This is a genomic window from Streptomyces sp. NBC_00271 (genome assembly GCF_036178845.1).
GTDB lineage: Bacteria > Actinomycetota > Actinomycetes > Streptomycetales > Streptomycetaceae > Streptomyces.
Genome location: NZ_CP108070.1, coordinates 7004294 through 7019235, shown reverse-complemented (window position 1 = coordinate 7019235; position 14942 = coordinate 7004294). Strand labels below are relative to the sequence as shown.

The following is a 14942-nucleotide window of genomic DNA, read 5'->3' as shown; positions in this document are numbered from 1 at the left end:
GAGACACCGGTTTCGACACCGTCCCCGAAATTCTTTGAACTTTCTCGCCGGGCGCTGCCGCGGGGTTGGTGTGGGCAAGGTCCTCGTATGCCCTTCGACCACAACGATCACTACCACCGGATGCTGCTGCGGAAGTTGCCGAAGCACGGGCGTATCGCCCTCGACGTCGGCTGTGGCACCGGCCGATTCGCGCGGCGGCTCGCGGCGCGGGGGTACGAGGTCGATGCCGTCGATCCGTCGGCCGAGGTGATCGCCGCGGCGCGGCGGATCGGGGGTGGACCACGGTTCCGGCAGACGGACGTGGCCTCCGCCGGGCTGCCGAAGGGGCACTACGACGTCATCACCTGTCTGGCGAGCCTGCACCACATGCCGTTCGGCACGGTGACCAGGTTCCGGGAGGCGCTCGCGCCCGGCGGGGTGCTGCTGGTGCTGGGCTGCTACGCGGGAATCACCTGGTGGGACCTCGCCGCCGTGCCCGCCAACGCCGTGGCACGGGCGGGGGTGGCGATGGGTGAGCGGCTGCGCGGAAGCGAAGCCGTGCCCCTGCGGGCGCCGGTGCGCGAGCCGCGGATGTCGCTGGCGGACGTCCGGAGCGAGGCGGACCGCCTGCTGCCCGGCTCTCGCGTCCGCCAACTCCTCTACTGGCGTTATCTGTTGACGTACCGGGTCGGCGGGGTCGACCAAGTCACTTGAGCGATGCCCACAGGTCGCTCGCCTCCGGCTCGTCGGCCACCACCCGGTTGGGGTTCGACGGGGCCGTCACCACCGGCATGGTGACCGTCTTGACCTTGTCGGAGGAGAGGGACTTCAGACTCTGGCCGAGCTTCATCAGTTCGCCCAGCGAGTCGAGCCCCGTGTCCGTCGTCAGACTGCCGGTGACGGCGTCGGCGACCTTGTAGAGCTTGGCGGGGTCGGTCAGCAGGGACGTCGACGCCATCTGTTCCAGCAGTGCCTTCACCAGCTTCTGCTGGAGGCCTATGCGGCCGAGGTCGCTGCCGTCGCCTATGCCGTGCCGGGTGCGGGCCAGGGCCAGGGCCTGGGTGCCGCCCAGGTGGTGCGTGCCCGCCTTCAGGTGCAGATGGCTCTTGTCGTCGTCGATGTTCTGGTCCGTCGTGACCGTGACGCCGCCGAGCGCGTCCACCAGCTTCGCGAAGCCGGAGAAGTCGATCTCGATGTAGTGGTCCATGCGGACGTCGGTGAGGGACTCGACGGTCTTCACCGCGCAGACCGGACCGCCCACCGAGTACGCGCTGTTGAACATCGCGTCGTACGCCACCGAGGTCGCCCCGCCGGACGAGGTCGGGCACGACGGGCGGGTCACCAGGGTGTCCCGGGGGATGCTCACCACCGTCGCCTCGGTGCGGCCCTCGTCGATGTGGACGACCATCGCCGTGTCGGAGCGGGCGCCCGAGCTGTCACCGCCCCCGAGCGTGGCGTTCGCCGTCCCGCTGCGCGAGTCCGAGCCGAGGACCAGGATGTTCACGGCGCCGCTCGGCAGCGGGGCGGCCGACGCGGACGCGGACGGTGCCGACACCGCCTTCGCCGGACGGTCGTCGCCCAGCGCGCTGTTGATGTCCACGCTCTTGATGTTCTGGTTCAGATGCCAGTAGACCCAGCCCGCCCCCGCCGCGGAGAGCACGAGGACGCCGGCGAGCGTGACGCCGGCGGCTTTCAGCAGACCTCTCCGCCGTCCGGCACGTCTCGCGGCGCCCTCGTTCCCGTCCCCGCTCTCGACCCCGTTCCCGTCCCCGCGCCCGGCCCCATGTCCGCCCCCGCGCTCCTCTTCTGCAGTCACGCGGAGGAACGTAAGTCCGAATTATTACGAGCAGGAACCTCTTCTGGGGTTTCCTTCGGAAAATCTCAGACTTCTCACGCCGCCCTCAGCCCAGCGTCACCGTGGGCACCGGATTGCTTCCGCTCCATGAGGCGTTGAACCCGAACGTCACTGATCCGCCGTTCGGTACCGTTCCGTTGTAGGAGGCGTTCGCGCACGTCACCGCCGCACCGGACTGGGTGCAGTCGGCGTTCCAGGCCTGGGTGATCCGCTGGCCCGCGCCGTACGTCCAGTTCACCTTCCACGACGACAGCGCGGCCCCGGAACAGGCGATCCTCACCTGCCCCGTGAACCCAGTGTTCCACTGGCTCTGGACGCTGTACGTCGCCGTGCAGGCACCCGTGGGCGGTGGTGTCGTGGTCCCGCCCAGCGAGCCGGCGATCGCGTAGTACGCCGGTTTCGGCACGTAGTTCTCGTCGTACGGGGTCGCCGCGCCGTAGCCGGAGAAGACGTCCGGGATCCAGGAGTCGGAGTCGGTGAATCCCCAGACGGTGACGCCGTAGCACCGGGACACCGCCACGCACGCGTCGAACACGGCCTTGTAGTCGGCGGCCTGCTGCGCCAGCTTCGTGCTGTCGGAGGGGAGTTGCATACGGATGTCCAGCTCCGTGATCGCCACGTCGACGCCGAGGTCGGCGAAGCGCTGGATGTTCTGCTGGAGCGTGGACGGCACCTGGCCGAGGATGAGGTGGGCCTGGAGGCCGACCCCGTCGATCGGGACGCCGCGCGCCTTCAGCGACTTGACCAGGTTGTAGAGGGCGGTGCTCTTGGCGTTGACGCCTTCGACGTTGTAGTCGTTGATGTAGAGCTTGGCGCTCGGGTCGGCCGCGTGCGCCCAGGTCAGGGCCTGGGCGATGTAGTCGGAGCCGAGGCCGTTGTACCAGAGGGTCGAGCGGTAGGTGCCGTCCTCGTTGAAGGGCTCGTTCACCACGTCCCAGGCGGCCAACTTGCCCTTGTAGCGGGTGACCTCGGTGCTGATGTGGTCCTGGAGGAGGGCGCTGAGCTGGGCGGACGTCCAGGTGCCGTTCGTCAGCCAGCTCGGGTTCTGGCTGTGCCAGACCAGCGTGTGGCCGCGCACCTGCTGGTTGTGGGCCTGTGCGAAGGCCACGATCTGGTCGGCCTCGGCCCAGCTGTAGGTGCCCCGGGTGGGCTCGACGGTCTCCCACTTCATGGCGTTGCCAGGAGTGAGCGAGTTGAACTGGGCCCCGGCGATGTCGCCGTACGCCCCCGTCAGCTTGGACCCGGTGACGGCGGTGCCGATGACCTTGCCCTTGGCGGCGGCGAGGTCGCGCAGCGGGGTGTCGGCCGCGTGGGCGGCGGGGGCCGCGACCAGCAGGGCGCCGAGGGCGGCGATGCCGGTGAGGACGGACCCCAGGGATAAGCCTGTTCTCAGAGATCTCATGCGGGTGCCTCCGAAAGTTTCGGTCTTGCAACCGATTGGCTTCGGAGGAGTGTGGGGCGGGATGCCCCACACGTCAATACGTCCACTTCACGCCAGTCCGACCGCCGGAGGCGCCCCCGTACTGCTGCGCACCACCAGACTCGTCGCCAGCTCCACCCTGGTCCCCGCCGCCGGCCGCTCCTCGCGCCCCAGCTCCAGCACCAACTTGGCCGCCGCCTCCGCCATCTCCGTCAGCGGCTGTCGTACGGTCGTCAGCGGCGGCCCGACCCAGCGTGCCACCGGCAGATCGTCGAACCCCACGACGCTCAGGTCCTCCGGGATGCGCAGCCCCAGCTCGCGGGCGGCCTCGTACAGGCCGAGCGCCTGGAGGTCGTTGCCGGTGAAGACGGCCGTCGGGCGGTCGGGGCGGCGCAGCAGGTCGAGGCCCAGCCGGTAGCCGTCCTCGTGGTGGAAGTTCCCGACTCTGATCAGCCCAGGGTCCACCGGCAGTCCCGCCGTCTCCAGCGCCGCCCGGTATCCGTCGACGCGCGCACGGCTGCACATCATCCGCGAGGGCCCGCTGATCGCGCCGATCCGCCGGTGCCCCAGGTCGACGAGATGGCGGGTCGCGGCCAGCCCGCCGTGCCAGTTGGTGGCGCCGATGGACGGCACGTCGTCGCCGGGGTCGCCCGCCGGGTCCATCACCACGAACGGGATGGACCTGCTGGTCAGCAGCGCGCGCTGGGACTCGTCCAGCCGGGACAGAACGAGGATCACACCGTGCGGGCGACGGGCGGCGACCTGGTCGGCCCAGGTCCTCCCGGGGGTCAGCCGTCCCGCGCTCTCCGAGAGGACGACGCTCAGCCCCTCCTCCCGCGCCACGTTCTCGACGCCCCGGATCACCTCCATCGCCCAGGCGCTCTCCAGCTCGTGGAAGACCACGTCGATGAGGGGCGAGCGGGTCGCCTCGGCCCGGCGGCGCCGGTAGCCGTAAGCGCGCAGCAGCTCCTCGACCCGGGTGCGGGTGGCCGGGGCGACATCGGCCCGGCCGTTGAGCACCTTCGAAACAGTCGGAGCGGAGACGCCGGCCTCGCGGGCGATCTCGGCGAGGGTCGCGGTCCCCGAGGAACGGTCCGCCATCCGACTCTCCACGGGCTTCGCGGGATTCATGGGCGCGATCGTAACCCCGGGTGCACGCCGGGCGACCCCTCTCCGACCTCAGTAAAGTCCGTAACATTCGGAGACTGGCGGGAAACATTCGGCCGTCGCGGGGACCGACGGCTCACTTCACGCGCACCTCGCACCGCATCCGCCGCTCCCGGCCCACCACCCGCTCGGGCCCGGTCAGCGTCACCGGCACCGCGTACCGCACCTCGCCCTCGGCACTGGACGCCCCCAGCCGCAGCTCCAGCGCGCCCGGTTCGACGATCCGGTCGCCGTCCGGCCCGGTGTACGCGGCCAGGTCCGCCGGGACCGTGAAGTGGACCTCCGCCGACGCGCCCGCCTCCAGCGGCACCCGCGCGTAGCCCACCAGCCGGGCCACCGGCCGCGCCACCTTGCCGACGGGGTCGTGAAGATAGAGCTGCACGACCTCGGTACCGGCCCGCTCCCCGGTGTTGCGGACGGTCAGCCGCAGGGTCGTCTCGCCGTCCGTCGGGAACGCGGTGTCGTCGACCGACGGCGCCTGCCAGTCGTAGGTCGTGTAGGACAGCCCGTGTCCGAACGGGAACAGCGGCGTCGGGTCGAGGTTGCTGGCCCCGCTGCGCAGTCCGAGCGGCGGCGCGAGATACGTCCACGGCTGCCCGGCCCGCTCGCGCGGCACGCTCACCGGGAGCCGCCCCGACGGGTTCACCCGCCCGGACAGCACCCCGGCCACCGCGGGACCCCCCTCCTGTCCCGCGAAGAACGCCTGCACCACCGCCGCGCACCGGTCCGCCCAGCGCCCGAGCGCGTACGGCCGCCCCGACAGCAGCACCAGCACGACCGGTGTCCCGGAGGCCAGCGTCTTGTCGACCAGCTCCCCCTGCCCCTCGGGCAGTTCGAGATCGGCCACGTCGCATCCCTCGCCCGAGGTGCCCCGCCCGAACAGCCCCGAGCGGTCGCCGACCGCGACCACACACACGTCAGCGGCCACCGGATCGTCGGTGAACTCCACGTCCGGCAGCTCGGCGCGCAGCGCCTCCAGCAGCGTCGGCACGTCCACCCCCATCTCGACCTCGGGGTGGTCGAGGAGGACATGGCGGGGGAAGGTGTAGCAGCCGAGCATGGCCGCGGGATCGTCGGCGAGCGGACCGAGCACGGCGATCCGCCGCACCCCGGACGCCAGCGGCAACGTACCCCCGTTGGCCAGCAGGACGACCGACTCCTCCGCCAGCTGCCGGGCCAGCGCCCGCATGTGCGGCGGATCGAGATCGGCGGAAGCGGAGTCGGCGGGCGGTGCCCAGTCCGGATCCAGCAGCCCCAGTTCGCACTTCTGCGTCAGCACCCGCAGCGCGGCCCGGTCCACGAACTCCTCGTCGAGGGGCCCGGCGCCGTAGCAGCGCACGGCGGGCAGCTCGACGTCCACGCCCGCCGCGAGCGCGAGCGCGGCCGCCCCCGCGGGCGAGTCGGTGAGCCCGTGCGCGGACTCCAGGAGGGTCACCCCGAAGTAGTCGGCCACGACCGTGCCGGTGAACCGCCACTCCTCCCGCAGGAGTTCGGTGAGCAGTCGGCGGTGCGCGTGGGCGGGCAGCCCGTCGAGGTCGTTGTACGAGGCCATCACCGACCGCGCGCCGCCCTCCCGTACGGCCATTTCGAACGGCGGCAGGATGACGTCCGCCAGTTCGCGCGGGCCGAGCGAGGCGGGCGCGTGGTTGCGGGCGCCGCGGGAGGCCGAGTAGCCGGCGAAGTGCTTGAGGGTGGCGACGACGCCCGCCGACTCCAGGCCCTGGACGTAGGCGGTGCCGACGGTCGCCACGAGGTAGGGGTCCTCGCCGATCGACTCCTCCGTACGGCCCCAACGGGGATCCCGTACGACGTCGAGGACCGGGGCGAGGCCCTGGTGGACGCCGACCGAGCGCATCGAGGCGCCGATCGCCGCCGCCATCTCCTTCACCAGGGCCGGATCGAAGCTCGCGCCCCAGGCGAGCGGGGTCGGGAAGACCGTCGCCTGCCAGGCCGTGAACCCGGTGAGGCACTCCTCGTGGGCGAGCGCCGGCAGCCGGAAGCGGTTCGCGGATCGGATGCGCTCTTGGAGGGCGGCAAGACGGGCGGCACCCTCGGCCGGGTCGACCGGTGCGGTGCCGAAGGGGCGGGTCAGCTGGCCGAGCCCGTGCGGGAGCAGCCGCGTCAGGTCGATGTCCTCGGACAGGGCGTGCTGCATCGGCGCCATGTCCCCGCCCGGGGTCTGGTTCGAGCCGGGCCAGACGCTGTAGAGCTGGGCGACTTTCTCTTCCGTGGTCATACGGGCGAGCAGATCGGCGGCGCGGACGCCTGCGGGCAGAGCGGTGTCCTGCCAGGGGTCGGTCATGTAACTCCTCACATCCACAGGGGCATCTGGAGGGGCTGGTGTTCAGCCCTTGGTCGCGCCAAGCGTGATGCCGCCGATCAGCTGTCGTTCGGCGACCGCGTAGAAGGCCAGGGCGGGCGCCATGGCGAGGACCAGGTACGCGAAGATGCGGGCCACGTCGGCGGCGTACTGGCCCTGGAACTGCTGGATGCCGACGGGGACGGTCCACCAGGTGGGTTCGCTGAAGACGAGCAGGGGGAGCAGGAAGTTGTTCCAGCTGCCCACGATGGCGAGGACGGAGACGGTGCCGAGCGCCGGGCGGGCCAGCGGCAGCAGGATGCGCCAGAAGAAGCCGAACGAGGAGCAGCCGTCGAGGGTGGCCGCCTCCTCCAGTTCGCCGGGGATCTCCCGGAAGAAGCCGCGCAGGATGACGATCGTCATGGGCAGGCCGAAGGCGGCCTGGGGCAGGATCACGCCCCACGGGTTGTCCAGCAGCCCGAAGGTGCGCAGCAGGATGAACAGCGGCAGGATCGCCACCGCGAAGGGGAACATCAGCCCCATCGTGAAGACGGTGAAGAGCACTTCCCTGCCCCGGAAGGCGAACCGGGCGAGCGCGTAGGCGGCGAGCGCCGACGCCCCCACGGTCAGCAGGGCGGTGGCGACCGCGATGAGGGTGCTGCTGCCGACGGACCGCCAGAACGGTCCCGAGCCGAGCAGCGAGGTGTAGTTCGAGGTCACCCAGGGGTGGGGAAGGCCGAAGGTGTTGCTGGAGAGCTGGTCGGTGGACTTGAAGCCGGAGATGAGGGCGTACAGCAGTGGGGTCACCATGACCGCGCCGACCAGCCACAGGATCACGTACACGGGCAGCGTGCGCAGCCTGCGACGGCGTACGACACTCTTCGGGACCGTGTTCTTGGGGACGGTGCCCTTCACGACCGCGCTCATCGGCCTGCTCGCATGGTGGTGATGGCTCCTTCTGTGTCGCGGCGCAGCACGAAACGCTGGTAGGCGAGGGCGAAGACGAGGCTGATCAGGAACATCGCCACGCTGATCGCGCTGGCGTAGCCCATCTGGTAGCGCTTGAAGCCGTACTGGAACATGCTGACGACCATGGTTTCGGAGTGGTGGTCGGGGCCGCCCGCGGAGATCACCCACACCAGGTCGAAGAGCTGGATGGCGCCGATCACGGACAGGAACACGCTGATCCGCAGGGTCGGCGCGAGCAGCGGGAGCGTGACGTGGCGGAAGCGCTGCCAGTTGCCGGCGCCGTCGATGCGTGCCGCCTCGTGCAGCTCCGCCGGGATGCCCTGGAGGCCTGCCAGGTAGAGCATCATGTGGAAGCCGAAGTACTTCCAGGTCATGACCAGGAAGAGGGTGGGCAGGACGGTGTTCTGGCCCGCGAACCAGAGCCCGCCCAGGCCGTCGAGACCGACCGCGCCGAGGACCTTGTCGGCGAGTCCGTCGCCCGGCGCGAAGATCATGCTGAACAGCACGCCGGTGATGACCTCGGACAGGATGTACGGCGCGAAGAACAGCATCCGGTAGACGGCCCGGCCGCGCAGTCTCTGGTTGAGCAGCACGGCCATGGCGAGCGCGAACGGCAGCTGGAGGACGAGGGAGAAGGCGACGAGCAGGACGCCGCGCCACAGGTCCCCGAGGAACACCGGGTCCTGGAAGAGCCGGGTGTAGTTGTCGAACCCCACGGAGTCGGTGGGCGATCCGAACCCGCCCCAGTTGAAGAAGCTGACGTAGAAGGCGTAGCCCATCGGCAGGAGGACGAGCATCCCGAACAGGGCGAGCGCCGGGATGGTGAAGACGAAGGCCGCGAACCAGTCGCGCACGCGCCGCAGGGCGGGACGGCGGGGACCCCCGCCCGGTGAAACGGCCGTCGCGCCGGTCGACTTGCCGAGATCGGGCCCATACGTCGACGCGGTCGAGGTCGAGGTCGAGTGCGTCATCGCCGGCCGCTAGCTCTTCTCGCTCTTGGCGACCTGGGTCACCGAACGCGTGACCTGCTCGGGCGACTTGGAGCCGGCGATGAGCGCGGCGACGCTGTCGTTGATCTCCTGGCCGACGGCGGGGGCGTACGCCTGGTCGAGGTAGAGCTGGAAGCCGGTGGCGTTGTTCAGGGCGTCCGACACGGCGGTGAGGTTGGGGTCGGTCAGCGCGGGGCGCGCGTCCTTGGACACCGGTATCAGGCCGGTCTCCTTGACGAGGGTCTCGGCGAACTCCTTCTCCGCGAAGAACTTCAGGAACTCCACCGCCGCGTCCGGCGCCCCCTTGCGCACCGCGTGGCCGCCGCCCCCGCCGAACACCTCGGTGAGCGCGCCCTTTCCGCCCTCCACGGAGGGAAAGGAGAAGAAGCCCAGGTCGTCGCCGATGCCCTTGCCCGAGTCCTTCTCGACGGTCGGCGCCCACTGGCCCATCAGTTCCATGGCCGCCTTGCCGTTGCCCATCAGGGCCGCCTCACCGTTGGGGTCGGAGTAGGCCCCGCCGAGGAAACCCTTCTGGAAGGGTTCGAGCGCGACGAGGTCCTTGAGGTGCTGGCCGGCCGTGACGAACCCCTCGCCGGTGAAGTCGGCGTCGGTGGCCGCCTTCTGCATCGCCTCCAGCCCGGCGACGCGCATCGACAGATACGCCCAGTAGTACATGCCGGGCCACTTCTCCTTGCCGGCCAGCGCGATGGGCGTGATCCCGGCGCTCTTGAGTGCCCTGATGGCGTCGAGGTAGCCGGACCAGGTGGTGGGCGGGGTGTCGATCTTGGCCTTCTTGAAGAGCGCCTTGTTGTACCAGAAGCCGACCATGCCGATGTCGAACGGGACCGCGTACGTCTTCTTGTCGAACTGGTAGGCCGCCAGCGAGGCGGGCACATAGTCCTTCGTCCAGGAAGCGGTCTTGTCGGACAGGTCCTCGACCAGACCCGCGTCGATCTGCTGCTTGAGGACCCCGCCGCCCCAGGTGTGGAAGACGTCCGGAAGCTTCCCGGAGGTGGTCAGCGCGGTCATCTTCGACTTGTACGCCTCGTTCTCCAGCGTGACGACCTTGACCTTCACGTCCGGGTGCGCGGCCTCGAAGTCCTTGGCGCGCTGGGCCCACAGCTTCTTCGCGGGCTGGGTGGTGGTGATGTTCCACCACTCGATCGTGGTCTTGCCCGAACTGCTCCCGCCGTCGGAGGAACCGCACGCACTCAGGGCGGCCGCGCCCAGTCCGGTCGCCGCGGACGCCGCCAGGAACCTCCGGCGGGAGAAAGAGGTGTAGGTGTTGGCCAACGCTCGCATCGCACACCTTCCGGAAGGGGGCCGATAATTATCGGCCGAGTGCGCCGGAAGTTACGGGTGCGGGACAGCCGTGTCAACGCCCCTGACAAATATCGGCAGTTCTCGATGTGCGGGCCGGTGGGGGCTGGTCGCGCCCCGCGGCGGAGCCGCTGATGACACAGCCCCGCGCCCCTGAAGGGGCGCTGATCCCGGCGCACCTTTAAGGGGCGCGGGGAACTGCGCGGCCGACCCCCACCAGCCCGCAGCCCCGGAACAACCTCAAGCCCCCGCCCATGGGGCCGCCCTCAACCCCGTCGCGCCGTACTCGCCCGCACGACCAACTCAGTCGCCAACTCAACCCGAGGAGAGACCGGATCCTCGCCCAGCGCCAGCCGCAGCACCGTGCGCGTGGCCAGCTTCCCCATGTCCGCGAGCGGCTGCCGCACCGTCGTGAGCGGCGGCGCCGACCACCGGACCTCCGGCAGGTCGTCGAACCCGACGACACTCATGTCCTCGGGCACCCGCAACCCCCGCCGCCGCAACGCCTCGATCGCCCCGAGCGCCATCTGGTCACTCGCCGCGAACACGGCGGTCGGCGGTTCCTCCAGGTCGAGCAGCGTGTTGCAGCCGTCGAAGCCGGCCTGATGGTAGAAGTCCCCCGGCACGATCAGTGCGTCGTCGACCGCGACCCCCGCGCCGTCCAGCGCCGCCCGGTACCCGTCGAGCCGCGCCCGCGAGCACAGCAACCGCACGGGCCCGGCGACGAAGCCGATCCGCCGGTGCCCGAGCCCGAGCAGATGCTCCGTCGCCGCCATCCCGCCCGCCCAGTTGGCGGCGCCGACGGTCGGCACGTCGAGGGTCGGGGACCCCGCCGGATCGATCACGACCAGCGGCACCCCCAGCCGCCGCAATTCCTCGTGCAGCCGCGGTTCGAGGACCGAGGTCACGAGGATCACGCCGTCCGAGGCGCGGGCGCGCAGATTGGTCATCCACTGCCGGGCCGAGCCCGACGCACCGTGGATGGCGGAGACGACCGTGCCCACCCCGGAGGCGTGCGCGACCTCCTCGACGCCACGGATGATCTCCACGGCCCAGGGGCTGTCGAGGTCGTTGAAGACCAGGTCGATCAGGGCCGCCCGGTCACCGGGCGCGGACGACTTGCGCTGGTAGCCGTGGCGCCGCAGCAGGTCCTCGATGCGGGCCCGGGTCTCCGGCGACACGTCGGAGCGGCCGTTGACGACACGCGACACGGTGGGCACCGAGACGCCGGCCTGCCGGGCGATCTCGGTGATCGTCACCTTGTTCTTGATGCTCTCCCGGGCCACTGCGCCCACCTCCGTCGACACGTCGAACCGCCTCTCTACCGTTCCACACCCACACACGAAACTTTGCAGGAGTCTTCCGGAAAAGCGAGGTCGGCGTGAAGCCCGACCGAGGACGAAGACGTCAGGAGACCGACTCGAACCGCCACCGATGGACCGCCCGGGTCACCAACTCCGCGTCCGGCTCCGGGAGTTCGGGCAGATCGGCGTCGTAGGACGCATCCCACCAGGTGATGACGAGCACCCGGTCCTGCGGCGCGCGCAGGACCTCCCGCCGCAGCGGCTCGCTCGCCAGCTCCTGCCTCCGCACCCAGGCGAGCAGTTCCTCGCCCCGCCCGGGCACGGCCCGCGCCTCCCACATCAGCGCGACGCTCACGAGTACAGGTTCTCCTTGGAGACCTCGTGCACGTGATCATGAGCGTGTCCAGGGCCGTGGTCGTGGTCGTGGCCGTGCTCATGTGAACGGCCGGGCACATGCGGGTCCGTCACCGGCAGTGAGGAGTCGGCCGACAGGTCCCAGTCGGAGGCAGCCCGGTTGCGGGAGACCATCTCCGCGCCCAGCGCGGCCACCATCGCCCCGTTGTCCGTGCACAGCTTCGGCCGCGGCACCCGCAGCCGGATCCCCGCGGCCTCGCAGCGCTCCTGCGCGAGCGCCCGCAGCCGTGAGTTCGCCGCCACGCCGCCACCGATCATGAGGTGGTCGACGCCCTGGTCCTTGCAGGCCCGTACGGCCTTGCGGGTCAGCACGTCGACGACCGCCTCCTGGAAGGAGGCCGACACGTCACGCACCGGCACCTCCTCGCCCGCCGCCCGCTTGGCCTCGATCCAGCGGGCCACGGACGTCTTCAGGCCGGAGAAGGAGAAGTCGTACGCCGGGTCGCGCGGCCCGGTGAGCCCGCGCGGGAAGGCGATCGCGGAGGGGTCGCCCTCCTTCGCGTACCGGTCGATGACCGGACCGCCGGGGAAGCCGAGGTTGAGCACGCGCGCGATCTTGTCGAAGGCCTCGCCCGCGGCGTCGTCGATGGTCGCGCCCATGGGCCGTACGTCAGAGGTGATGTCGGTCGAGAGCAGCAGGGACGAGTGGCCGCCCGACACGAGCAGGGCCATCGTGGGCTCCGGCAGCGGGCCGTGTTCCAGCTGGTCCACGCAGATGTGGGAGGCGAGGTGGTTGACGCCGTACAGGGGCTTGCCCAGCGCGTAGGCGTACGCCTTCGCCGCCGAGACCCCGACGAGCAGCGCGCCGGCCAGCCCGGGCCCCGCGGTGACGGCGATGCCGTCCAGGTCCCTGGCGCTCACCCCCGCGTTCTTGAGCGCCCGCTCGATGGTCGGCACCATCGCCTCCAGGTGGGCGCGGGAGGCGACCTCGGGCACGACGCCGCCGAAGCGGGCGTGCTCGTCGACGCTGGACGCGACGGCGTCCGCGAGCAGCGTGTTGCCGCGGACGATGCCGACCCCGGTCTCGTCGCAGGAGGTCTCGATACCCAGGACCAGCGGTTCGTCAGCCATTGCTCTCTGTTCCTTGTGCGCCGTTTACTGAGGGTGAACCCGGGGCGGAGCCGCTGTCGGACGCGGTGCGCATCCGCATGACCAGGGCGTCGACGTTGCCCGGCTGGTAGTAGCCGCGACGGAAGCCGATGGGCTCGAAGCCGAAGCGCTCGTACAGCTTCTGCGCGCGGACGTTGTCCACGCGGCACTCGAGCATGACCTCGGCGCACTCGAACGCGGTCGCGGCCCGCAGCAGCTCGGTCAGCAGCCGGGCGCCGAGGCCGGTGCCCCACTGATCACGTCGTACGGCGATGGTCTGCACGTCGCCCAGGTCGCCGGAGGCGGCGAGCCCGGCGTATCCGACGAGTCGGCCGCTCTCGGTCGCCACCACATACCGGCGCGTCGCCCCGGGCCCGCGGGCGTGGGCCAGCTCGGACCAGAACATCCCCCGTGACCAGGCGTCCTCGGGGAAGAGGTCCTTCTCCAGCTCCAGTACGGGATCGATGTCCCACCAGCGCATCTCGCGCAGCTCGGCGGTCACTTCGGGGTGACCACCTTGTAGTTCTTGGGCACCTGGGCGTCCGGGCGGCGCAGGTAGAGCGGCCGGGGCGCCTCGAGCTCCTCGCCCGCGGCGAGTTTCTCCGCCGCCAGGGACGCGAGCGCGCCCGCCGAGACATGCTCGGGAGCACGGGCGTCCGGGAAGGTGTCGGGATAGAGCAGCGCACCCGCACCCACGGCGGGCAGAGCGGCGACCCTCCCGGCGATGTCGGCGGGCCGGTCGACGGCGGGCTCGGAGGCACGCGTACGGGGGTCGTCGTACAGCGCCCAGTACACCTCCTTGCGCCGGGCGTCCGTCGCGACGACGAACGGGCCCTCGACGCCGGTGCCGTCGGCGGCGTACGCGAGCCCGTCGAGGGTGCACAGGCCGTGCACGGGCACGCCGAGCACGAGGCCGAAGGTGTCGGCGGTCATGAGGCCGACGCGCAGCCCCGTGTACGGGCCGGGGCCTACGCCCACGACGATGCCGGTGACGGCGTCCAGCTTGAGGCCTGCCTCGGCGAGCACCCGGTCGACGGCCGGCAGCAGCAGCTCTCCGTGCCGGCGCGCGTCCACCTGGCTCGACGAGGCGATGACGGACGTGCCGTCGTGCAGGGCGACGGTCACGGCGGGGGTGGCGGTATCCAGAGCGAGCAAGAGCACGCAAACAGCCTACGGCGCCCGAGCGGGACGCACGGCCGTCCCGGTCTGCGGGGTGGCGGCTGCTACCGTCACCACAAAGGACGTAATGGACACGAACGCGGTACGAGAGGCGGGTACACAAGGTGGCTAGGAGCAGCTCGGGATTCGTGGCCGGGCTCACCGCGGCGGCTGTCGCGGTGGTCGGCTTCCTCGCCTACCAGGCGTCCGCGAACGTGCCCGACACCCTGGGCAAGCCCCTCGCGGGCGCGTCCAAGGTCCCCACCACGAAGGCACCCCGGGACAAGAAGAACCCGGTGGCGCTGCCGACCGCCTCGGGCAGGGGTGAGCGGGTCGTCTACTCGGTCGACGACGACCGCGTGTGGCTGGTCGACGCGAACAACAGGACCGAGCGCACCTTCAAGGTCACCCCCGGCACGGTGGACCCGGAGGTCGGCACCTACGCCGTCACCTCCCGCTCCAAGGCCGTCACCGGATCGGACGGCGCCCAGATCGAGCACGTCGTCCGCTTCGCCCTCGTCGACGGCGTGGCGATCGGCTTCAGCTCCGCCGTGGACGGCTCCACGGGTTCCCCCGACTCCACCAAGAAACTCGGCGGTATCCGGGAGACCCGCAAGAACGGCACCGCGATGTGGAACTTCGCAACGATCGGCGTGAAGGTAGTCGTCATCCGCTAGTCAGCGGGCCTGTGCGGAAGCGCGCCCTTAGGGGCGCGGGGAACTGCGCGACCAGCCCCCACCCACCCGCAGACGAAGTACCGCCCCTCCAGCGGAGCGCTCACGCCGCTTTGCGGACCTGCTCCTCCGCAGAAGCCTCCGGAGCCGCCGCCGCAGGCGCGACCGGCGGCCTGGACACCGCGTCGGCCGCCGCACACGACGCCAAAAGGTCCCGCATCGACACCCCACCGCACGGCTGCTGCACCGGCGCGTCACGTTCCGAAGCCGACATGGACGCCTCCTGGGGATTCGGGGGCAAGCGT

At 70.8% G+C, this 14942-nt stretch carries 14 protein-coding genes; 2 read left to right on the top strand and 12 right to left on the bottom strand.

The window, feature by feature from the left end; translation table 11 throughout:
• Positions 1-87: 87 nt before the first annotated feature.
• Positions 88-693 (top strand): class I SAM-dependent methyltransferase, encoded by a 606-nt coding sequence (locus OG798_RS32075; RefSeq protein ID WP_095853067.1) that lies wholly within the window; start codon positions 88-90, stop codon positions 691-693.
• Here the strand turns inward: OG798_RS32075 and OG798_RS32070 are convergent.
• From OG798_RS32070 to tsaB, 12 genes are all read right to left on the bottom strand, one after another.
• Entirely contained in the window at positions 686-1678 is a 993-nt protein-coding gene (locus tag OG798_RS32070; protein ID WP_095857847.1) for an LCP family protein, read from the bottom strand. The genes OG798_RS32075 and OG798_RS32070 overlap by 8 nt on opposite strands.
• 202 nt (positions 1679-1880) lie before the next feature.
• Entirely contained in the window at positions 1881-3236 is a 1356-nt protein-coding gene (locus OG798_RS32065; protein ID WP_267062617.1) for an endo-1,4-beta-xylanase, read from the bottom strand.
• A gap of 87 nt (positions 3237-3323) precedes the next feature.
• Positions 3324-4385 (bottom strand): LacI family DNA-binding transcriptional regulator, encoded by a 1062-nt coding sequence (locus tag OG798_RS32060; RefSeq protein ID WP_097225054.1) that lies wholly within the window; start codon positions 4383-4385, stop codon positions 3324-3326.
• Between the two features lie 112 nt (positions 4386-4497).
• Positions 4498-6723: a beta-glucosidase gene (locus OG798_RS32055; RefSeq protein ID WP_328758074.1), complete on the bottom strand. Its 2226-nt coding sequence runs from the start codon at positions 6721-6723 to the stop codon at positions 4498-4500.
• A 42-nt stretch (positions 6724-6765) separates the two neighbouring features.
• Entirely contained in the window at positions 6766-7530 is a 765-nt protein-coding gene (locus OG798_RS32050; protein ID WP_388542980.1) for a carbohydrate ABC transporter permease, read from the bottom strand.
• A gap of 113 nt (positions 7531-7643) precedes the next feature.
• Entirely contained in the window at positions 7644-8660 is a 1017-nt protein-coding gene (locus OG798_RS32045) for a carbohydrate ABC transporter permease (RefSeq protein ID WP_435863953.1), read from the bottom strand.
• A gap of 9 nt (positions 8661-8669) precedes the next feature.
• The gene (locus OG798_RS32040) at positions 8670-9980 is read right to left on the bottom strand and encodes an extracellular solute-binding protein (protein WP_328758073.1); all 1311 of its coding nucleotides are present in this window, start codon (positions 9978-9980) and stop codon (positions 8670-8672) included.
• Positions 9981-10264: 284 nt separating this feature from the next.
• Positions 10265-11284, bottom strand: coding sequence for a LacI family DNA-binding transcriptional regulator (locus OG798_RS32035; protein ID WP_095853073.1), 1020 nt, complete (start codon positions 11282-11284; stop codon positions 10265-10267).
• Positions 11285-11405: 121 nt separating this feature from the next.
• Positions 11406-11657 carry a hypothetical protein gene (locus tag OG798_RS32030; RefSeq protein WP_328758072.1) on the bottom strand — a complete coding sequence of 84 codons (252 nt, stop codon included), beginning with the start codon at positions 11655-11657 and terminating at the stop codon, positions 11406-11408.
• Complete coding sequence (gene tsaD / locus OG798_RS32025) at positions 11654-12787, bottom strand: tRNA (adenosine(37)-N6)-threonylcarbamoyltransferase complex transferase subunit TsaD (RefSeq protein WP_328758071.1); 1134 nt, start codon at positions 12785-12787, stop codon at positions 11654-11656. Before tsaD ends, OG798_RS32030 begins: the two co-directional genes overlap by 4 nt.
• Complete coding sequence (rimI, locus tag OG798_RS32020; protein WP_095857849.1) at positions 12780-13286, bottom strand: ribosomal protein S18-alanine N-acetyltransferase; 507 nt, start codon at positions 13284-13286, stop codon at positions 12780-12782. Before rimI ends, tsaD begins: the two co-directional genes overlap by 8 nt.
• A 17-nt stretch (positions 13287-13303) precedes the next feature.
• Positions 13304-13966 carry a tRNA (adenosine(37)-N6)-threonylcarbamoyltransferase complex dimerization subunit type 1 TsaB gene (gene tsaB, locus OG798_RS32015; protein ID WP_095853076.1) on the bottom strand — a complete coding sequence of 221 codons (663 nt, stop codon included), beginning with the start codon at positions 13964-13966 and terminating at the stop codon, positions 13304-13306.
• Positions 13967-14088: 122 nt separating this feature from the next.
• Between tsaB and OG798_RS32010 the strand changes: the two genes are divergently transcribed.
• On the top strand, positions 14089-14640 hold the full coding sequence (locus OG798_RS32010) for a hypothetical protein (protein ID WP_095853077.1): 552 nt from the start codon (positions 14089-14091) through the stop codon (positions 14638-14640).
• Positions 14641-14942: the final 302 nt, after the last annotated feature.